We start from the raw sequence: 20,745 nt of genomic DNA on the forward strand, positions 1-20,745 counted from the left end.
TATGACGTCTGCACATGAAGAAAATTCCAGGGAAAACTCTGAAATTTGTAAGTAACATTGATCGGCAAAATAAATAATCCCAATAATTCAGGAGCGAACCTTGACCCACGCACCATCGCGTCATTCGGTATTGACCGCCGCACACTGGGGGCCAGTCCGTGTTGAAACCGACGGAGAACGCATTTTTGCTTCATATGGCGAACTCCCGACGGCACACCAGAACTCCCTGCAAACCGTTGTGCATGACCAGGTACACAGCAAAACGCGGGTTCGCTTCCCGATGGTGCGTAAAGGGTTCCTGGCTTCTCCCGATAAGCCGCAAGGCATACGCGGGCAGGATGAATTTGTTCGCGTAAGTTGGGATGACGCGCTGGATCTGATCCACGCTCAGCACAAACGTATTCGCGAAAGTTATGGGCCATCGTCCATCTTCGCCGGCTCCTACGGTTGGCGTTCGAACGGCGTATTGCATAAAGCGGCTACACTATTGCAGCGTTACATGGCGCTGGCGGGAGGGTATACCGGCCATCTTGGCGATTATTCCACCGGCGCGGCGCAGGCTATCATGCCTTATGTGGTGGGTGGCAACGAGGTTTACCAGCAGCAGACTAGCTGGCCGGTGGTGCTGGAACACAGCGAGGTGGTGGTGCTCTGGAGCGCGAACCCGCTGAATACTCTGAAAATTGCCTGGAATGCCTCGGATGAACAGGGGCTCGACTATTTTGCGGCGTTGCGACAAAGCGGCAAGCGCCTGATCTGCATCGATCCGATGCGATCGGAAAGCGTCGACTTTTTTGGCGATAAGATGGAGTGGATCGCCCCACATATGGGCACCGATGTAGCGTTAATGCTGGGGATCGCCCATACGCTGGTGGAAAACGGTTGGCAGGATGAAACGTTCCTTGCCCGCTGCACGACGGGTTATGACCGCTTCGCCGACTATCTTTTGGGCACGACCGACGGTACGGCCAAAACAGCGGAATGGGCGGCGGAAATTTGCGGCGTTTCTGCGGTGAAAATCCGCGAACTGGCGGAAATATTTCATCATAACACCACCATGTTGATGGCCGGTTGGGGAATGCAGCGTCAGCAGTTCGGCGAGCAAAAGCACTGGATGATCGTTACGCTGGCCGCAATGCTGGGGCAAATTGGTACGCCTGGCGGCGGGTTTGGTTTTTCTTATCATTTTGCTAACGGCGGAAACCCGACGCGCCGCGCCGCCGTGTTAGCGTCGATGCAGGGAAGCATCCCTGGCGGGGTCGATGCGGTAGATAAAATACCGGTGGCGCGTATTGTCGAGGCGCTGGAAAACCCCGGTGGGTTTTACCAACACAATGGGATGGATCGCCGCTTCCCGGATATTCGTTTTATCTGGTGGGCGGGCGGCGCGAACTTTACCCATCATCAGGATACCAACCGTCTGATTCGCGCGTGGCAAAAACCGGAACTGGTCGTTATCTCGGAATGTTTCTGGACGGCCGCCGCGAAACACGCGGATATTGTTCTGCCTGCGACCACCAGCTATGAGCGTAACGATTTAACCATGACCGGCGACTATAGCAATCAGCATTTGGCGCCGATGAAGCAGGTCGTGTCGCCCCGGTGGGAGGCGCGGAATGATTTTGACGTTTTTGCTGAACTGAGCGAACGGTGGGAAGTCGGCGGTTACGCTCGGTTCACCGAAGGAAAAAGCGAGCTGGCGTGGCTGGAGACTTTCTACAATATTGCCGCCCAGCGTGGCGCCAGCCAGGGGGTGACGCTGCCGCCGTTTGCCGCATTCTGGCAGGCTAACCGTTTACTGGAGATGCCGGAAAATCCCGCCAACGCGCAGTTTGTGCGCTTCGCGGATTTTCGCCGCGATCCTGATAACCATCCGCTAAAAACGGCCAGCGGCAAAATCGAAATCTATTCTGCGCGCATTGCCAGCTATGGTTACGCGGATTGTCCCGGTCATCCGATGTGGCTGGCGCCGGATGAGTGGCACGGGAACGCCGATGCGGGGCAGGTTCAGCTACTTTCCGCGCATCCGGCGCACCGTCTGCATAGCCAGCTTAACTACAGTTCGTTACGGGAGCGGTATGCGGTGGCCGGACGCGAACCGGTGACGATTCATCCGCAGGATGCGACAACGCGCGGAATCGTCGATGGCGATACGGTACGCGTCTGGAATCATCGCGGGCAGGTTCTGGCGGGCGCGGTCGTTACCGACGGAATTCGGCCTGGCGTTATCTGTATTCACGAAGGCGCATGGCCGGACCCTGAACCTACCGCAGGCGGCATATGCAAAAACGGCGCGGTAAACGTCCTGACAAAAGATCTTCCCAGTTCCCGGCTGGGGAACGGTTGTGCGGGCAACACCGCGCTGGTCTGGTTTGAGAAATATACCGGCCCGGCGCTACCGCTTACGGCGTTTGATCCGCCTGCCAACTCATAATCCAGGTGGGGTGGGCGGTATCCTCCTGCCAGGCGCTATCTTCAATACGAAAACCAAGCGCATGGTAGAAGTTTACGGCGGATTGATTTTTCTGGTAAACCTCAAGGCTCAGCAGAGGAAAACGTTGCTGGACATATTCCAGAAGCGCTTTGCCAATGCCGTGTCTTAACGCGTCGGGGGCGACAAACAGCGCCCCGACAAAACGGGCTTCCAGTACGCTGACGAAGCCTTTCAGTTGTCCATTTTCCTCCCATACCCAGGTTTGTGCGGCGGGTAAATAGACGTCGCGTACAATTGCTTCGCTCTCGTGCCAGTAACGTTCTTCGATAAAGGGATGGGCATAAATGGTACTTTTCATCCACAGCGCCAGAATAGACGCCATGTCTTCACTCTGGGATTTGCGAATCATGTTTTTCTCCCGGATGGCAAAAACAGCCGGTAATATGGTCGTTGACCAGTCCGCACGCCTGCATAAAGGAGTAACAGATAGTCGTACCGACAAACTTGAAACCGCGTTTTTTCAATGCCTTAGCAAGCGCATCGGACGCAGGTGTTGAGGTGGGGATCTTATCCAGGCTGGCCGCCTGGGTGATCTGCGGCTGGCCATCAACGAATGACCAGACAAAATCGGCGAAAGACTCGCCGTTTTGCTCCATCGCAAGCCAGGCGCGGGCGTTACTGATAATGGCCTGAATTTTACCGCGATGTCGTATGATGCCCGTGTTCTGCAGCAGGCGTTCAACATCCTCCTCCTGCATAGCTGCGATGCGTACCGGGTCAAACTGATGAAAACAGGCGCGGTAGTTCTCCCTCTTTTTAAGCACGGTGATCCAGGATAAACCGGCCTGTTGACCTTCAAGACAGATCATTTCAAACAGCTTTCTGCTGTCAGTTTCCGGTACGCCCCACTCGTTATCATGATAGGCAATATAAAGGGGGTCCTGGCTGACCCAGTCGCAACGCTGCATAGACTTCCTCGTTATTGTGGTTACCGCGAAAATTTCCTTCAACCCGCCTTGACGGGCCCGCTAAAAGGACAATAGTTAATACAGGGCTGATGCCCGACATCCTTCATTCAATGACAATAATATCGCCGAATTCGGCTCTACTCTGGAGTCGCGTTGATGATTGTAAGAAAACGCCGTGGTCGCCGGACATTGCGTTGTCTGGCGGGCCTTATGGCCTGCTCGTTTTTTATCAATACCACGTATGCCTGGCAACAAGAATATATCGCTGAAGCGGCTCCGGGGCATACGACGGAACGCTATACCTGGGACAGCGATCACCAACCGAATTACAACGACATACTGGCCGAACGTATTCAGTCTACGCAAAATACAGTGGGGCCGGTGCTTAGCCTGGCGGATGAAACCCCGCTTGATGCGACCAGCGGTATCAGTATGGGCTGGAATTTTCCGCTTTCCCGACGCGTGACCACTGGGCCGGTCGCGGCGCTGCATTACGACGGTTCGACGTCATCAATGTATAACGAATATGGCGATAGCGCGACGACATTAGCGTTTACCGATCCGTTATGGCACGCCAGCGTCAGTACGTTAGGCTGGCGGGTAAACTCGCAGTTCGGCGATGTCCGTCCCTGGGCGCAAATCAGCTATAACCAACAGTTTGGGGAGAATATCTGGAAAGCGCAGTCCGGGTTGAGTCGTATGACCGCAGGAAATCAGGCGGGAAACTGGCTGGATGTCACCGTAGGCGCGGACGTGTTACTTAACCCGCACCTGGCGGCGTATGCGGCGTTTTCCCAGGCGGAAAATAGCGCTACGGATAGCGATTATTTGTATACCCTGGGGGTGAGCGCCAGGTTTTAACTTAAAAATTATAATCGAAACGCAGTGATAACAGCTCTTGTGGCGGAAGTAGGGTGCTAACCTTCTGCGTTATCTTTGCGCTGTTAATTATCTCGCTGGCACTTTCCACCACTATTCGCCAGCCGCAGTGGGAGGGGGTTAGCGAAGCGTCTGCGTAACACATGCAACACCAGGCGTACAGTGCACCCATTTGGTGCCCTTTTTTTTATTTAGCACAAATACCTAATCAATTGTAGTTAAAAAAACGTCTAATAAATAAGGAAGACATTTAACTTATTTATGAATAGGAAGAAATAATATATTAATTATATTAATTTATTCTTAATAAAAAATTACATTTATGTACGTTGCATTTGTAACATATTGATTTCTATTCTTTTTAAGATTAACTAACAATTATTTTTATATATACTAATTATAGTATCCAATACCCACCTCTATACACTCCATTTCCTCACAGAATGCAGATAATCCTAAGGATGCGTTCTGTTATCTACCGTCATAAATGGAGTTTTTAATGAAAAAGGTTGTTTTTGCTCTGTCTGCTCTCGCTGTAGTTTCCACTTCTGCTTTCGCTGCTGAATCTGGTGACGGCACCATTAAATTCACAGGTGAAATCGTTGACGCGCCATGCGTCGTTTCTACTGACTCCCAGAACCAGGAAGTTGTGCTGGGTCAGGTTAAGAAAAATATCTTCAAAGCCATTGGCGACAAGTCTTCTTCTAAGCCTTTCCAGATCAAACTGGAAGACTGTGACATCACCTCTAATACCAAAGTTAACGTAAGCTTCAATGGCGTTGGTGATACAGACGATGCGACACTGGTTTCTGTTAACACTGAAGCAGGTGCGGCAACTGGCGTGGGCATCGGTATCTACGACAACGCTAACAAGCTTGTTGAAATGAACACCGGTAAATCCACCACTACGTTGGCTGCTGGTCAGACCGTGCTGTACTACACCGCTAACTACGTTGCAACAAAAGATACTGTAACCACTGGTTACGGTAACGCAGAAGTGGACTTCAACCTGTCCTACGAATAATCGAATTTTCGTTAATACAGACAATCATAATGGCAACGGAAATCCCGTTGCCATTTTTTCCAGCGGAGGCTCAGGAAGAGAATCATGAACCGCTCACGTTTGATATCTTGCACAGCACTGGTGCTGGCGTTGATTGCTCAAAACAGTTTTGCCGGAGGCGTGGCATTAAGCAGCACGCGTGTTATTTATGACGGTAGTAGAAAGGAAGCTTCTCTTACGGTAAATAATAAAAGCACCACGGATGAATTTCTCATTCAGTCATGGATTGATGATGCTAACGGTAATAAAAAGACGCCCTTTATCATCACTCCACCGTTATTTAAATTAAGCCCGACTAAAAATAACGTTTTACGTATTGTTAATACGACGAACACGTTACCGCAGGATCGCGAGTCCGTTTATTGGATTAACGTAAAAGCTATTCCTGCCAAAAGTGAAGACGCGGAAGCTAAAAACGTACTGCAGATCGCCGTACGTACCCGCTTAAAACTGTTCTATCGCCCGGCGGGCCTGAAAGGCAATAGCATGGACGGCTGGAACAAACTGCAGTTCACCAGCGCAGGGGCTAACCAGATCAAAGTGGAAAACCCATCTGCCTTTAACCTGACGTTTAATAAATTTTATGCCAACGGCCGTGATATTGAAAAAACGGGAATGGTTCCGGCAAAAGGCTCATTGAATATTGAACTGCCAGCCGGCACCGGCAAGGTAAGCGAAGTTAAATACAACATTATTAATGACTTTGGCACGGCTGGCGACATGTTGACACAGCGCGTTAACTAACACGTTTTAAAGGATTATTACTATGACATGGACGCATCTTCCTCTGGGCAATAAGACCTTGCGTTTCACGCAGTCTGCGCTTGCGCTGATGATAGCGGGTACGCTCCCCGCGTATGCGGGAACATTTAACCCGCGCTTTCTGGAGGATGTGCCGGGTATTGATCAGCACGTTGACCTTTCAATGTATGAATCCAATAAAGCTGAACACCTGCCAGGTAAATACCGCGTCTCGGTGGTGGTCAACGAAAAAAAAATGGAGTCTCGCACCCTGGAGTTTAAGGCAGCGACAGAGGCGCAGCGCGCAAAAATGGGTGAATCCCTGGTGCCGTGCTTAAGCCGCGTGCAGCTTGAAGATATGGGCGTGCGTATTGATAGCTTCCCGGCGCTGAAAATGGCCCCGCCTGAAGCCTGTGTTGCTTTTGACGACATTATTCCCCAGGCCGCCAGCCATTTCGACTTTGCAGACCAGACCCTGATCATGAGCTTCCCGCAGGCTGCGATGAAGCAGACAGCGCGCGGTACGGTGCCAGAATCGCAGTGGGACGAAGGGGTGAATGCCCTGCTGGTGGATTATAACTTTTCCGGCAGCAACGCCAGCTATGACGCACACGACAGTGAAACCAGCTACAACAGCGACAGCTACTATCTGAATCTGCGCAGCGGTATGAACCTGGGGGCATGGCGGTTACGTAACTATAGCACCTGGACGCGAAACGACGGTAACAACACATGGGATAACATTGGCACATCCTTAAGCCGTGCCATTGTACCGTTGAAATCACAGCTGACGTTGGGGGATACCTCCACTGCCGGTGATATTTTTGACAGCGTTCAGATGCGCGGTGTGCAGTTAACTTCCGACGAAGAGATGCTGCCTGACAGCCAGCGCGGGTTTGCGCCCGTCATCCGGGGTATTGCCAAAAGTAACGCCGAAGTTACCGTTGAGCAGAACAACTACGTTATTTACCGTACGTTTGTTCAGCCGGGTGCGTTTGAAATTAACGACCTGTATCCAACCTCAAACAGCGGCGACCTGACGGTCACCATTAAAGAATCGGACGGCAGTGAGCAGAAGTTCGTTCAGCCGTTCTCCTCGGTGGCGCTCCTCCAGCGCGAAGGCCATCTCAAATACAGCCTTTCCGCCGGGGAATACCGTGCCGGGAACTATAACAGCGCCGAGCCGAAATTCGGGCAGCTTGATGCCATGTACGGCCTGCCGTATGGCTTTACCGTTTACGGTGGTGCGATCTTCTCTGACGACTATTACTCGCTGGCGGGAGGATTAGGTAAAAACTTCGGCTATATCGGCGCGATCTCCATCGATGTAACCCAGGCAAAAAGCAAGCTGGCAAATGAGGATAATTCGGAAGGTCAGTCTTATCGTTTCCTCTACTCCAAGAGCTTTAACAGCGGTACAGATTTCCGTCTGCTGGGTTACAAGTATTCGACCAGCGGCTATTACACCTTCCAGGAAGCGACGGATGTGCGCAGCGATGCGGACAGCTCTTATAGCCAGTACCACAAACGTAGTCAGATTCAGGGCAACGTGACGCAGCAACTGGGCGCCTGGGGCTCGGTCTATTTTAACGTCACGCAGCAGGACTACTGGAACGATGAAGGTAAACAGCGTTCGCTGAATGCCGGTTATAACGGCCGTATTGGCCGCGTGAACTACAGCGTTGCTTACACCTGGACGAAAAGCCCGGAGTGGGATGAGAGCGATCGTTTACTGTCATTCTCCATGTCGATTCCACTGGGACGCGTGTGGAGTAACTACCACCTCACGACCGATCAGCATGGCCGAACCAACCAGCAGTTAGGGGTGAGCGGCACCGCGCTGGAAGACCACAACCTGAACTATAGTGTGCAGGAAGGCTACGGCAGCAACGGCGTGGGTAACAGCGGCAGCGTGAACCTGGATTACCAGGGCGGCGTGGGTAGCGCCAGCCTGGGTTACAACTACAACCGTGACGGCCAGCAGGTGAACTACGGTTTGCGCGGCGGTGTGATAGCCCATAGCGAAGGTATCACTCTTTCTCAACCGCTGGGTGAATCCATGGCCATTATCTCCGCGCCGGGCGCGCGCGGCGCGCACGTGATCAACAACGGTGGTGTGGAAGTGGACTGGATGGGTAATGCGGTCGTGCCTTACCTTACTCCGTACCGTGAAACGGAAGTCTCACTGCGAAGCGACAGCCTGAACAACCAGGTTGACCTGGATACCGCCTCCGTCAACGTAGTGCCGACACGCGGCGCGATTGTTCGTGCCCGCTTCGATACCCGAGTGGGCTATCGCGTGCTGATGAATCTGACGCAGGCCAATGGCAAAGCGGTGCCGTTTGGTGCTACCGCCACGCTGCTGGATACCACAAAAGAGTCCAGCAGCATTGTGGGTGAAGACGGTCAGCTTTATATCAGCGGGATGCCGGAGAAAGGTGCCCTTCAGGTGAACTGGGGTAAAGACCAGGCACAGCAATGCCGCGTGGCGTTTACGCTGCCGGAACAACAGGATAATACCGGCGTGGTGATGGCGAATGCCGTCTGCCGGTAACAGGGAAGGAAACGATTATGTTGAAAAAGTTGATAATGTTTACGGGCCTGTTGGGCGGGTCGGTGCTGTTTTCGGGGCAGGCGCTGGCAGCGGCAGATTTTGGACCATGTACTCCTGAAGGTGGAACACATATCTTCAGTGCCACCATAAATAAAACAGTTTCAGATACGTCAAAGAACACAACGGGTGCGACCTTCGTAGATTTCGATAGCTGGAATTTAGGTGGAACCTATGCGATGTCCTGTGAATGCCCTGATGATACCTCTCTTATAAATGACACCTTATTTAAGGCTGTGGTTCCTCTGGCCTTTGTTACGAATATAGAGAGTCGCTCCTATTACCAGATCAATAATAATATTGCCATTGCGAGCGATGTACTGATTTCGGGGGGACGAGGAGAATACGTTAACACACCGTTTGAGAATGTAGGTAACCTGACAAACAACCGCTCTCAGTGTTCGCAAAATGCAAGTAGTAAAGATGCAATATGGACATCCGGTGGCAAAGGTCACTTATCGCTCTATATTCTCCATCCGTTTGTGGGTGAAAGTATTATACCTAGCACCAAAATAATGGACCTTTTTGTGACAAAGAAACCCAGTGTATATGGCAGTATACCTGCGTCGTCTGTATATATCAGTGGTTCAATTACGGTACCTCAGGGCTGTGAACTCTCCAGCGGCAGCACGCTGGAAATTCCGTTTGGGGAATTTAAGGCCACTGATTTTAAAGATCGCAAAGGACAAGTTGCAAAGAACGCCACGAAATTCACCAAAGAGCTGCAGTTTAAATGCACCAATATTTCCGATGGCGTAAAGATCTTCCTGCGTATTGAGGGAATGCCAAACGCTAATGATTCGAATGCCATCGACATGGGCAACCCGGATATCGGTGCCGTCATTGAGGGCGCTAACGGTAAAATTTTGGTGCCAAATGACGCCAGTGTTAATCAGGAGCTGAGCGTATCGGGTCTTGTTGACGACACGCACCGTACCGCCTCAACGACCATTTCGGCTTACCCCATCAGTACCACCGGCAAATTGCCGGCCGCCGGGGATTTCGAGGGAATTGCCACCATGCGTATTGATGTGGAGTAAGCAGGATGAAAAACCTTCATGCTTTGATGCCAGCGTGTTTACTGCTTACCGCTTCCGCGATGGCGGCACCGTCGAATATCGGTTCTGCTGGTGATATCCACTTTACCATTACTATTAAGGCGGCTACCTGTGAACTGGAAAACGACAGTATCGACGTCAATATGGAGACCGTGGTGCTTCAGCGCCCGGTAAAAGTGGGTAAAGAGCTGAACCAGAAAAACTTTAGCATCGGCTTAAAAGATTGCGCGTATGCCACAAAGGCCAGCGTTACGATGGACGGTTCTCCGGACCCGACTGACCCCTCGCTTTTTGCCCTGGATAGCGGCGGCGCGACGGGCGTGGCGTTAAAAATTAAAACATCTGGTGGGGAGCAACAATACCCCTCCAGTACCGACTCTACGCCTGTCGAACACACTGTCTGGTTTGATGGTACGAACAAGCTGAACTATATCGCCAGCTATGTGCCTGTTAAGCCGGATGCCACCGTTGGCACAGCGAATGCGACGGTGAATTTTAGCGTCACATACGAATAATCACTGAGGGCCAGTTCGCTGGCCCTTTTCCATTTTTAGTGATTTTTTGTAAAAATCTTCTCCGATCACACTCTCCGTTGCCACTTTCCCCTCTGCTTGTGGTCTACTTAACCGTGCTTGTAGACTTTCTTACATCTGCGTTAGCCGCATATTTACCTGTTTGATTACAGAATCGTTGTACAGGTCGTTTTTATCCCGATTCCCAGGGTTTGTTTGCATGAGATACATTAAATCGATGACGCAACAGAAACTTAGTTTCTTGCTTGCGCTCTATATCGGTCTGTTTATGAATTGCGCCGTGTTTTACCGCCGTTTCGGCAGTTATGCACAAGAATTTACCATTTGGAAAGGCCTCTCCGCAGTTGTCGAACTGGGCGCCACGGTGCTGGTCACTTTCTTCTTACTTCGTCTTCTTTCACTGTTTGGCCGACGCGTCTGGCGTGTGCTGGCCACGCTGGTGGTGCTGTTTTCCGCTGGCGCCAGTTATTACATGACCTTCCTGAACGTGGTGATTGGCTACGGCATTATTGCGTCTGTTATGACCACCGATATCGATCTCTCGAAAGAGGTGGTGGGGCTGCACTTTGTATTGTGGCTGATTGCCGTGAGCGTGCTTCCGCTCATCTTTATCTGGAGTAACCACTGTCGCTACACGTTGTTGCGCCAGCTACGTACGCCGGGGCAGCGTTTTCGCAGCGCCTCTGTAGTGATACTCGCAGGCGTAATGGTGTGGGCGCCTATCCGCCTGCTGGATGTACAACAAAAAAAGGTTGAACGGGCGACAGGTATCGACTTACCCAGCTATGGCGGCGTGGTGGCGAACTCCTACCTGCCCTCAAACTGGTTATCTGCGTTAGGGCTGTATGCCTGGGCGCAGGTAGATGAGTCGTCGGACAATAATTCGTTAATAAACCCGGCCAGGAAATTTACCTATGTTGCGCCGAAGGATGGGGATGACACCTACGTCGTTTTCATTATCGGTGAGACGACCCGTTGGGATCACATGGGGATTTTCGGCTACGAGCGTAATACCACGCCGAAGCTGGCGCAGGAAAAAAATCTGGCGGCGTTCCGCGGCTATTCCTGCGATACCGCGACGAAGCTTTCTTTACGCTGTATGTTTGTACGGGAAGGCGGGGCGGATAATAACCCGCAGCGTACCTTAAAAGAGCAGAATGTGTTTGCCGTTCTCAAACAGCTCGGATTCAGTTCCGATCTGTACGCCATGCAGAGCGAGATGTGGTTCTATAGCAATACCATGGCGGATAATATCTCCTACCGCGAGCAGATCGGCGCCGAGCCGCGTAACCGCGGTAAAACGGTTGATGACATGCTGTTGATTGATGAGATGCAGAACTCGCTTGCCCAGAACCCGGAGGGTAAGCACCTGATTATCCTGCATACTAAGGGGTCGCATTTTAACTATACGCAACGTTATCCGCGCAGCTACGCTCAGTGGAAGCCCGAATGTATTGGGGTCGATAGCGGCTGCACGAAAGCGCAGATGATCAACTCTTATGATAACTCCGTGACCTATGTGGATCACTTTATTACCAGTGTGTTCGATCAGCTACGTGATAAAAAAGCGATTGTGTTCTACGCGGCTGACCACGGCGAGTCGATTAACGAACGCGAACATTTGCACGGTACGCCGCGCAATATGGCGCCGCCGGAGCAATTCCGTGTTCCGATGCTGGTATGGATGTCGGATAAATATCTTGCCAGTCCGCAACATGCGCAGATGTTCGCTCACCTGAAACAGCAGGCGGAGATCAAAGTGCCGCGTCGTCATGTGGAGCTGTACGATACGATAATGGGCTGCCTGGGGTATACATCGCCGAATGGCGGCATTAACCAGAACAACAACTGGTGCCATATTCCCGATGCGCAGAAAGTCGCCGCGAAGTAGGTTGTCTGCCGACTTTCTCGCCGATTGAATTGTATTTTGCGACTAAGGGATTGACGGGCGTGCGCCTGAGCAGTAAGATGCGCCCGCATTCGGTGATTGGCGCAGCCTGGTAGCGCACTTCGTTCGGGACGAAGGGGTCGGAGGTTCGAATCCTCTATCACCGACCAAATTCAGAAACCCTGCTCAACGAGCAGGGTTTTTTGTATCTGAAGTCTGACGAGGATGAGAACCTCCGGGGGCAAGAGGTTCGACTCGAGCGAAGCGAGAGAACGTTGCGTCAGCAACGGCCCGCAGGGCGAGCCACGCAGTGGCGAGTCATCCTCTATCACCGACCAAATTCAGAAACCCTGCTCAATGAGCAGGTTTTTTTTGTATCTGAAGTCTGACGAGGATGAGAACCTCCGGGGGCAAGAGGTTCGACTCGAGCGAAGCGAGAGAACGTTGCGCCAGCAACGGCCCGCAGGGCGAGCCACGCAGTGGCGAGTCATCCTCTATCACCGACCAAATTCAGAAACCCTGCTCAACGAGCGGGGTTTTTTGTATCTGAAGCCTGACGAGGATGAGAACCTCCGGGGGCAAGAGGTTCGACTCGAGCGAAGCGAGAGAACGTTGCGTCAGCAACGGCCCGCAGTGGCAAGTCATCCTCTGTCACCGGCAGGTTGACGCTCGCACCACCAGTTCAGGCATGATCCCGTCGCTGTGACTGACCTTCTTGCCCGCCAGCAAATCAAATAATAGTGTGATTGCCTGTCGCGCCACCTCATCAAGATGCATATTCACTGCCGTCAGCGGCGGCAGCGATTCGCGCGCGCGGATACCGTCATAGCGAGTAACCACCCGCATTTGTTCAGGTATGGCGATGTCTTGTTCCTGAAAAGCGCGTACCGCGCCGCTGGCAAAGGTGTCGATCAGCACCAGCACGCCGTCAACGTCGGGATGTGCCTGTAATAGCTGCTGCGCGGCCTGGTAGCCGGCATTTTCACCCTCGCTTTCATTGAGAGAGTAGACGACGGGGGCCTGGCGTCCCGCGCACCAGCGCTGGTAAGCCGCTTCGCTCTCCAGAACTGATGTTCGCCGTGTGTTACCGACAAATAACGCACATTTGCTGGCGCCGGAGGCCTCCAGATGCGTTAGCAGAAGCTGTGCTGTTGCCGCCGAGTGCAGCTCCACCCACGGCACAGGCGTGTCGGTCCCCGGCGTGCGGCCAATGGTGACGCAGGGAATGCCCGCTTGCGCCAGCGCCTGGAGCTGCGGGTCGTTCTCCGCCGGCTCAATCAGGATCGCCGCGTCAAAGCTGACGGCATCCAGTGGATTTGCCCCCGGCGGCACCAGAATCAGCGCATGCTGTTTTTCCAGCGCCATCATCGCGGACGTTAACGCCACCTCCATCATAAATCCCAGTCGTGACGCGCCGGAGGCAATCGCCAGCGGCACCGAAGAGAGCAAGGCAATGGTATTGGTTTTGCCGGTTCGCAACTGGCGGGCGCGAATATTCGGCGTGTAGTTGAGCGCAACAATGGCCTCTTCAATACGCCGTCGCGTCTGCGGCTCGACAAAGCGGGTGTTGTGCAAGGCATTGGATACCGTCCCTGGCGACACGCCTGCATGGCGGGCAACATCAATCAACTTTGCGCGTTTTTTATTTTGAACAGCCATCTGCTTCCTGACCTGCGAAAATTTGCGCACAGGGTAGCATATTTACCAGACGGTAACGTTTGCTTTTTTTCAGTGAGGATCGTAAAAAACTCTTCATTAAAACGTTTTAATGGGGTATTTTGGCGCAAATTTATTCCTCAGGAGGCGATGTGGCACACTTAACTCAGGACTCGACTTTCACCCTTGGACGCCGTCTGGCGGGCCTTATCTACGCTGATAATGCGAAGAGCTTTGGCGGCTATACGCTTTTTGCGCCGCAAACCGCCGAAGGGCGGGTTTACCTGGTGGACGAGCAGGGCGAAGTCGCGCATCAGTGGCAGCTTCCGGTTCGCGCCGGGCGTGATGCGGTGCTGCTGCCGAACGGTAATCTGGGGTATAACGGCAGCCACCGCACTTCAGCGAACCTCTATCCGGCGTGGGATCTCTGGCACGGCGGCGACTTCTACGAAGTGACGCCGGATAACGAAATCGTCTGGCATTACGAAGATATTTACCATCACCATGATGCGCAATGGTTGGCGAACGGTAATCTGCTGTATACCGCCGCGTCGCCGTTGCCTGCCGATATCGCCGCCCGTGTTACCGGCGGCGACCCGCGCCGCGATGCGCCGGACGGCATCATTCAGAGCGACGTCGTCAAAGAGGTCAATCGCGACGGTGAAGTGGTCTGGGAATGGCGCGCCTGGGAGCATTTGAATCCGGAAGATTTCCCGATTCATGATATTTTCGACCGCCGCCACTGGCCGATGATTAACGGCCTGTCCGTCACCCGTGATGGCCTGGTACTGATGAGCCTGCGTACCACTTCCGGCGTCATTGCCGTGGATAAAGAGAGCGGGAAGGTTATCTGGCATGCAGGGCCGGAAGTCGTAGCGCAGCAGCACACGCCGGTTGAGATGGAGAACGGGTCGATTCTGGTTTTCGATAACGGCAACCTGCGTCCCGGCGTCACCTCGCCGCATTCCACGGTGCTGGAGTTCGATCCGCAGACCAAAGCGATTACCTGGCAGTATCGCGATATCTTCCCGCCGGCGTTTTTCTCGCCGTATATGGGGAGCGCGCAGCGGCTGGCGAACGGCAACACCTTTATCTGTGAATCGGCGTTTGGCCGCCTGTTTGAAGTCACCCCGGAAGGCGAAACGGTATGGGAATATATCATTCCGTTCTTTAATGAATATCCGGAGCACCTCAGTAAAGGCATTATTCCTGGAAAACAGAACAGCGCCTTCCGTGCGCATCGCTATGCCGCTGATGCCATTAGTTGGTTGAAATAATACAGACCGCCAGCCCGCGCTGGCGGTTATTTTTTTGATGTTTTATGGGAGTTAATCATGCCGCAACCTGGCCTTACTACGCCGGATAACGATGCATTACCCTGGCAAACCACCTTACTTTTGGCGCTTCAGCATGTGCTGGTCGTTGCCGCCACCCCCATTACCTCCGTCTTTCTGATCGCCAAAGCGCTCCACTTTACCGATACGGTGACCGCCTCGGTACTTAGCGCGACCTTTCTGATGTGCGGTCTGGGCGCTATTCTGCAAAGCCTGGGTGTGAAAGGGGTGGGCGCGCGTTTGCCGTTTATTATGGTACCGGGGGGCGCGCCGATTGCGATTTTCGTTGCGATCGCTTTACAGACCAATATCCAGACCGCGATTGGCGCTGTAATTCTAACCTCGCTGTTCTACTTTATCGCGTTGCCGATTTTCCGCCGCTGCCTGCACCATTTTCCCCCCTTTATCATTGGCATCATGCTGCTAATGGTGTCGATTAACCTTATTCGCCTGTACGGCGGGTTGATCATTGGCCAGCCAGGGAGCGCCGACTTCGCTCATCCAACCAGTATCATTTTATCGCTGGGAACTATCCTGATAACGCTGATTTTCGCGCTGGCGTTTAGCGGTATTTTGCGCCAGCTGGCGGTGATGTTCGGCCTTTTAGCGGGAACGTTGCTGGGAATGGCGCTGGGCAGCACCGATTTTAGCGGTGTTAGTCACGGGCCGCTGTTTAGTTTTCCACAGCTTTTGCCGTTCGGCTGGCCGATTTTTGATCTCTCCGCCTCGCTGCCGTTGCTGATTTACGCGGTCATCTCTATGGCTGAAGCAACCGGGCAAACGATTGCGACCGCGGAAATAGTCAATTCCACGCAAAATGTGCAGCAGGCGATTCCACGCACCATTCGTGGTGATGCGGTAATGTCGCTGCTGGGGGGGATTTTTGGCACCTCCTTAATTATCACCTCCGGCGAAAATATTGGGGTGGTACGCACCACTAATGTGAAATCGCGTTTCGTGACTGCGGCTGCCGGAGGATTGTTAATCCTGATTGCCATATTCGCGCCGCTGGTACGTCTGGCGACCTGTCTGCCAGGTTCGGTGGTGTGCGGTACGGCGGTGATTGTCTTCAGCATTATCGGGGTTATCGGCATTGATATGATCGCTCGTGAACCGTTGCACACACCGGGCAAAACCTACGCGCTGGCAATGGGGCTGGCGATGGGCATGCTGCCTATTCTGGTGCCGGGTCTTTATCAAAATTTCCCTTCAGGCGTGCAGATGGTGTTTGGTAACGGCATGGCGGCGGGGACGTTGACGGCGATTCTGGTGAACTCGTTGTTTAACTGGAGCGAAAAGCGCACGCAGGCCAGGGTCAAAAGTTAGTTTTTGTGATCGCGGTAGGCCGCACGACGGCCTACTTATTTACAATTTTGTGACATATTCGATGGTGTTTTTCAATGTCCGGATCACTCTTTTTTGCACACGGCTTATGGATAACCTCAGCATTTTCGCCTGTGCGTTTTAGCGTTAGTGGTATTAATCGCTCAGATAATCAACATATCGAAAGAAATTTTTCAATTAATGTCTAATTGTTAATCACTAACTGTTGCAAAATATTAAGTGAATAACTCTGCCTTTCTGCCTATAGCACAAATTTCCCTGCTGAAAATACCCTTCTGAACTTTTTTTAATCTTTGTTTGTTAATTCTCACCGTTGTTGTAAAAGCTGGTTACCTGTATTGACGTTTTGACATTCTATTGACAGATTGTAGGGAATGAGGGGCATTTTATGGAGAATCCGCACTGCAACTCAGTCGATTATGCGAACGGAATCCCCACCTCTCACTACTGACCTGACCAGGTAAAAAACAAAAAAGGCCGGGCGGTAAAAGCCTTTGCAAAGGGCAAAACAACATACATCACAATTGGAGCAGAAGAATGAGTATTTCCTTGAAGAAGTCAGGGATGCTGAAGCTTGGTTTGAGCCTGGTGGCCATGACCGTTGCAGCAAGCGTGCAGGCCAAAACCCTGGTTTATTGTTCAGAAGGCTCGCCGGAAGGCTTTAACCCACAGCTCTTTACGTCTGGCACCACCTATGATGCCAGCTCCGTACCTATCTATAACCGTCTGGTTGAATTCAAAACCGGCACCACGGAAGTGATCCCGGGTCTTGCTGAGAAGTGGGATATCAGCGAAGACGGTAAAACCTATACGTTCCACCTACGTAAAGGGGTGAAATGGCAATCCAGCAAGGATTTCAAACCCACGCGCGAGCTGAACGCCGATGATGTCGTGTTCTCTTTTGACCGGCAGAAAAACGAGCAGAACCCGTACCATAAAGTGTCTGGCGGCAGCTATGAATACTTTGAAGGCATGGGGCTGCCGGATCTGATTAGCGAAGTGAAGAAGGTCGACGATCACACGGTGCAGTTTGTGCTGACGCGTCCGGAAGCGCCGTTCCTTGCCGATTTAGCCATGGACTTCGCCTCTATTCTTTCCAAAGAATATGCTGACAACATGCTGAAAGCCGGTACGCCGGAAAAAGTGGATCTGAACCCGGTCGGCACTGGCCCGTTCCAACTGGTGCAATATCAGAAAGACTCCCGCATTCTCTACAAAGCCTTTGACGGCTACTGGGGCACGAAGCCGCAGATTGACCGTCTGGTCTTCTCCATCACGCCTGACGCCTCTGTGCGTTACGCCAAACTGCAGAAGAACGAATGTCAGGTGATGCCGTATCCGAACCCGGCGGATATTGCGCGCATGAAAGAAGATAAAAACATCAACCTGATGGAGCAGGCTGGTCTGAACGTGGGTTATCTCTCCTATAACGTACAGAAAAAACCGCTGGATGATGTCAAAGTTCGCCAGGCGTTGACCTATGCCGTGAATAAAGAGGCCATCATCAAAGCCGTTTATCAGGGCGCGGGCGTTGCGGCGAAAAACCTGATCCCGCCGACAATGTGGGGCTACAACGACGATATTAAAGACTACGGCTACGATCCGGAAAAAGCGAAGGCGCTGCTGAAAGAAGCCGGTCTGGAAAAAGGCTTCACCATCGATCTGTGGGCGATGCCGGTACAGCGTCCCTATAACCCGAATGCGCGTCGTATGGCGGAAATGATCCAGGCGGACTGGGCGAAGATTGGCGTTCAGGCCAAAATTGTCACCTATGAATGGGGCGAATACCTCAAGCGCGCTAAAGATGGCGAGCACCAGACGGTGATGATGGGCTGGACCGGCGATAATGGCGATCCGGATAACTTCTTCGCCACGCTGTTCAGCTGCGATGCCGCCCAGCAAGGCTCCAACTATTCAAAATGGTGCTACAAGCCGTTTGAAGACCTGATTCAGCCTGCGCGTGCGACCGATGACCACAACAAGCGTATTGAGCTCTATAAACAGGCCCAGGTTGTGATGCATGACCAGGCGCCAGCGCTGATCATCGCTCACTCCACGGTTTATGAGCCAGTGCGTAAAGAAGTTAAAGGCTATGTGGTTGATCCATTAGGCAAACATCACTTCGAAAACGTCTCTGTCGAATAATTAAAAGAGCGCTGCGCCCCGGTGTTGTGTAGGCCGGATAAGCGCAGCGCCATCCGGCGTAATGCTTTATCCGCGATGCAGTTTGCGTGGGATAAGATTTGTGAGCAATACAGACTCACGGTTCCAGGCCGTGCGTCATGAGAGAGAATTCGGGTTATGTTGCAGTTCATTCTCCGACGTTTGGGACTCGTTATCCCGACGTTTATCGGTATTACCCTTCTCACCTTTGCCTTTGTCCACATGATCCCCGGCGATCCGGTGATGATCATGGCGGGTGAGCGAGGTATTTCCCCTGAGCGTCATGCTCAACTGCTGGCTGAACTCGGTCTTGATAAACCGATGTGGCAGCAGTACCTCCATTATATCTGGGGGGTGATGCATGGCGATTTAGGCATCTCGCTGAAAAGCCGAATCCCTGTATGGGACGAGTTCGTACCTCGCTTTAAAGCGACGCTGGAACTTGGCGTCTGCGCCATGATTTTTGCCGTCGCCGTGGGGATTCCGGTGGGCGTGCTGGCCGCAGTGAAGCGCGGTTCTATCTTCGATCACACTGCTGTTGGCCTGGCGCTGACCGGTTACTCTATGCCTATCTTCTGGTGGGGCATGATGCTGATCATGCTGGTCTCCGTCCACTGGAACCTGACGCCGGTTTCCGGGCGCGTGAGCGATATGGTGTTCCTTGATGATACCAATCCGTTGACGGGCTTTATGCTGATCGACACCGCTATCTGGGGCGAAGAGGGTAACTTTATTGATGCGCTGGCGCATATGATCCTGCCTGCGATGGTGCTCGGCACAATCCCGCTGGCCGTCATTGTGCGTATGACCCGTTCGTCGATGCTGGAAGTGCTGGGGGAGGATTACATCCGTACCGCACGCGCCAAAGGGTTGACCAGGATGCGCGTCATTATCGTCCATGCTCTGCGTAACGCCATGCTGCCAGTCGTCACCGTGATCGGCCTGCAGGTCGGGACGCTGCTGGCAGGCGCGATTCTGACAGAAACTATCTTCTCGTGGCCCGGTCTGGGGCGCTGGCTGATCGATGCGCTGCAACGCCGCGATTATCCGGTAGTGCAGGGCGGCGTGTTACTGGTAGCGACGATGATTATTCTCGTCAACCTGCTGGTAGACCTGCTGTACGGCGTGGTGAACCCGCGTATTCGGCATAAGAAGTAAGGGGCCATCATGTCACAGGTTACTGAAAATAATGTTAATGCCGCACCGGCGCCCATGACGCCATTGCGGGAGTTCTGGCACTATTTCAAACGCAATAAAGGCGCGGTCGTCGGGCTGGCGTATGTTCTCATCGTGATCCTGATTGCGGTGTTTGCCAACTTTATTGCGCCGTACAACCCGGCAGAGCAGTTCCGCGATGCGCTGCTGGCGCCGCCGGTCTGGCAGGAAGGCGGCAGTTGGGCGCATATTCTGGGAACGGATGATGTTGGTCGCGATGTCCTCTCGCGCCTGATGTATGGCGCGCGTTTGTCACTGCTGGTCGGCTGTCTGGTGGTCGTCCTGTCGCTGGTAATGGGGATTATTCTCGGCCTGGTCGCGGGCTACTTCGGCGGTCTGGTCGATAACATCATCATGCGCGTGGTCGATATTATGCTGGCCCTGCCGAGCCTGCTGCTGGCGCTGGTGCTGGTGGCGATCTTCGGCCCCTCCATCGGCAACGCTGCGCTGGCGTTGACGTTTGTGGCGCTGCCGCACTATGTCCGCTTAACCCGCGCGGCGGTTCTGGTAGAGGTGAACCGCGATTATGTGACTGCCTCCCGCGTGGCGGGCGCAGGCGCGATGCGTCAGATGTTCGTCAATATTTTCCCGAACTGCCTTGCGCCGCTGATCGTTCAGGCGTCACTGGGCTTCTCTAACGCCATTCTCGATATGGCTGCCCTCGGCTTTCTTGGCATGGGCGCACAGCCGCCTACGCCGGAATGGGGCACCATGCTCTCTGACGTTCTGCAGTTCGCGCAAAGCGCCTGGTGGGTCGTGACCTTCCCGGGGCTGGCGATTCTGCTGACGGTACTGGCATTTAACCTGATGGGTGACGGTCTGCGTGACGCGCTCGATCCCAAACTGAAGCAGTAAGAG

16 protein-coding genes, 1 tRNA gene and 3 other RNA genes are annotated in these 20,745 nt (G+C 53.1%); 17 read left to right on the plus strand and 3 right to left on the minus strand.

The genetic code is table 11. From position 1 onward, the window contains the following. Positions 1 to 100: 100 nt before the first annotated feature. Entirely contained in the window at positions 101 to 2,434 is a 2,334-nt protein-coding gene (locus tag J4617_RS16155) for a molybdopterin guanine dinucleotide-containing S/N-oxide reductase (RefSeq protein ID WP_017465309.1), read from the plus strand. Here J4617_RS16155 and J4617_RS16160 read toward each other — a convergent pair. Continuing rightward, on the minus strand, positions 2,403 to 2,843 hold the full coding sequence (locus J4617_RS16160) for an N-acetyltransferase (protein ID WP_000619902.1): 441 nt from the start codon (positions 2,841 to 2,843) through the stop codon (positions 2,403 to 2,405). The genes J4617_RS16155 and J4617_RS16160 overlap by 32 nt on opposite strands. Then, positions 2,821 to 3,402 carry a DNA-3-methyladenine glycosylase I gene (gene tag, locus J4617_RS16165; RefSeq protein ID WP_001188418.1) on the minus strand — a complete coding sequence of 194 codons (582 nt, stop codon included), beginning with the start codon at positions 3,400 to 3,402 and terminating at the stop codon, positions 2,821 to 2,823. The genes J4617_RS16160 and tag overlap by 23 nt, the downstream gene beginning before the upstream one ends. Positions 3,403 to 3,558: 156 nt before the next feature. Here tag and J4617_RS16170 point away from each other — a divergent pair, with 156 nt between their 5' ends. From J4617_RS16170 to J4617_RS16220, 11 genes are all read left to right on the plus strand, one after another. Next, a complete protein-coding gene (locus tag J4617_RS16170; protein WP_000637070.1) occupies positions 3,559 to 4,263 on the plus strand; it encodes an autotransporter outer membrane beta-barrel domain-containing protein in 705 nt (234 codons plus the stop codon). Positions 4,264 to 4,780: 517 nt separating this feature from the next. Continuing rightward, positions 4,781 to 5,305: a long polar fimbria major subunit LpfA gene (gene lpfA / locus J4617_RS16175; RefSeq protein ID WP_001519917.1), complete on the plus strand. Its 525-nt coding sequence runs from the start codon at positions 4,781 to 4,783 to the stop codon at positions 5,303 to 5,305. A gap of 84 nt (positions 5,306 to 5,389) precedes the next feature. Continuing rightward, complete coding sequence (gene lpfB / locus J4617_RS16180; protein ID WP_001082123.1) at positions 5,390 to 6,088, plus strand: long polar fimbrial chaperone LpfB; 699 nt, start codon at positions 5,390 to 5,392, stop codon at positions 6,086 to 6,088. 22 nt (positions 6,089 to 6,110) lie between these two features. Continuing rightward, positions 6,111 to 8,639 carry an outer membrane usher protein LpfC gene (gene lpfC, locus J4617_RS16185; RefSeq protein WP_017465310.1) on the plus strand — a complete coding sequence of 843 codons (2,529 nt, stop codon included), beginning with the start codon at positions 6,111 to 6,113 and terminating at the stop codon, positions 8,637 to 8,639. A gap of 17 nt (positions 8,640 to 8,656) precedes the next feature. Continuing rightward, complete coding sequence (gene lpfD / locus J4617_RS16190) at positions 8,657 to 9,736, plus strand: long polar fimbrial protein LpfD (protein ID WP_000914255.1); 1,080 nt, start codon at positions 8,657 to 8,659, stop codon at positions 9,734 to 9,736. 5 nt (positions 9,737 to 9,741) lie between these two features. Further along, the gene (gene lpfE / locus J4617_RS16195; RefSeq protein WP_000792957.1) at positions 9,742 to 10,269 is read left to right on the plus strand and encodes a long polar fimbrial protein LpfE; all 528 of its coding nucleotides are present in this window, start codon (positions 9,742 to 9,744) and stop codon (positions 10,267 to 10,269) included. Positions 10,270 to 10,486: 217 nt separating this feature from the next. Then, a complete protein-coding gene (gene eptB / locus J4617_RS16200; protein ID WP_017465311.1) occupies positions 10,487 to 12,178 on the plus strand; it encodes a kdo(2)-lipid A phosphoethanolamine 7''-transferase in 1,692 nt (563 codons plus the stop codon). Between the two features lie 90 nt (positions 12,179 to 12,268). After that, positions 12,269 to 12,345, plus strand: a tRNA-Pro gene (locus J4617_RS16205). A gap of 34 nt (positions 12,346 to 12,379) precedes the next feature. Beyond that, a non-coding RNA gene (locus tag J4617_RS16210) (RtT sRNA) lies at positions 12,380 to 12,513 on the plus strand. 35 nt (positions 12,514 to 12,548) lie between these two features. Next, positions 12,549 to 12,682: non-coding RNA, RtT sRNA (locus tag J4617_RS16215), on the plus strand. 35 nt (positions 12,683 to 12,717) lie between these two features. After that, a non-coding RNA gene (locus J4617_RS16220) (RtT sRNA) lies at positions 12,718 to 12,836 on the plus strand. On the opposite strand, the gene J4617_RS16225 is transcribed toward J4617_RS16220, so the two are convergent. Further along, on the minus strand, positions 12,827 to 13,834 hold the full coding sequence (locus J4617_RS16225; RefSeq protein ID WP_000290707.1) for a substrate-binding domain-containing protein: 1,008 nt from the start codon (positions 13,832 to 13,834) through the stop codon (positions 12,827 to 12,829). The two genes, J4617_RS16220 and J4617_RS16225, sit on opposite strands and share 10 nt — an antisense overlap. Positions 13,835 to 13,983: 149 nt before the next feature. On the opposite strand from J4617_RS16225, the gene J4617_RS16230 reads away from it, so the two are divergent. The 5 genes from J4617_RS16230 to dppC all read left to right on the plus strand — a co-directional run bounded on the left by J4617_RS16230 (position 13,984) and on the right by dppC (position 20,742). Next, positions 13,984 to 15,108 (plus strand): aryl-sulfate sulfotransferase, encoded by a 1,125-nt coding sequence (locus J4617_RS16230; protein WP_017465313.1) that lies wholly within the window; start codon positions 13,984 to 13,986, stop codon positions 15,106 to 15,108. Between the two features lie 57 nt (positions 15,109 to 15,165). Further along, positions 15,166 to 16,491 carry a uracil-xanthine permease family protein gene (locus J4617_RS16235; protein WP_001136080.1) on the plus strand — a complete coding sequence of 442 codons (1,326 nt, stop codon included), beginning with the start codon at positions 15,166 to 15,168 and terminating at the stop codon, positions 16,489 to 16,491. Positions 16,492 to 17,046: 555 nt separating this feature from the next. After that, the gene (dppA, locus tag J4617_RS16240; protein ID WP_000028047.1) at positions 17,047 to 18,654 is read left to right on the plus strand and encodes a dipeptide ABC transporter periplasmic-binding protein DppA; all 1,608 of its coding nucleotides are present in this window, start codon (positions 17,047 to 17,049) and stop codon (positions 18,652 to 18,654) included. 156 nt (positions 18,655 to 18,810) lie between these two features. Beyond that, positions 18,811 to 19,830 carry a dipeptide ABC transporter permease DppB gene (gene dppB / locus J4617_RS16245; RefSeq protein WP_000938843.1) on the plus strand — a complete coding sequence of 340 codons (1,020 nt, stop codon included), beginning with the start codon at positions 18,811 to 18,813 and terminating at the stop codon, positions 19,828 to 19,830. Between the two features lie 9 nt (positions 19,831 to 19,839). Further along, complete coding sequence (gene dppC, locus J4617_RS16250; protein WP_000084690.1) at positions 19,840 to 20,742, plus strand: dipeptide ABC transporter permease DppC; 903 nt, start codon at positions 19,840 to 19,842, stop codon at positions 20,740 to 20,742. Positions 20,743 to 20,745: the final 3 nt, after the last annotated feature.

The organism is Salmonella sp. 32010601201800023SM (assembly GCF_017572235.1).
In the GTDB taxonomy this organism is placed as follows: domain Bacteria; phylum Pseudomonadota; class Gammaproteobacteria; order Enterobacterales; family Enterobacteriaceae; genus Salmonella; species Salmonella enterica.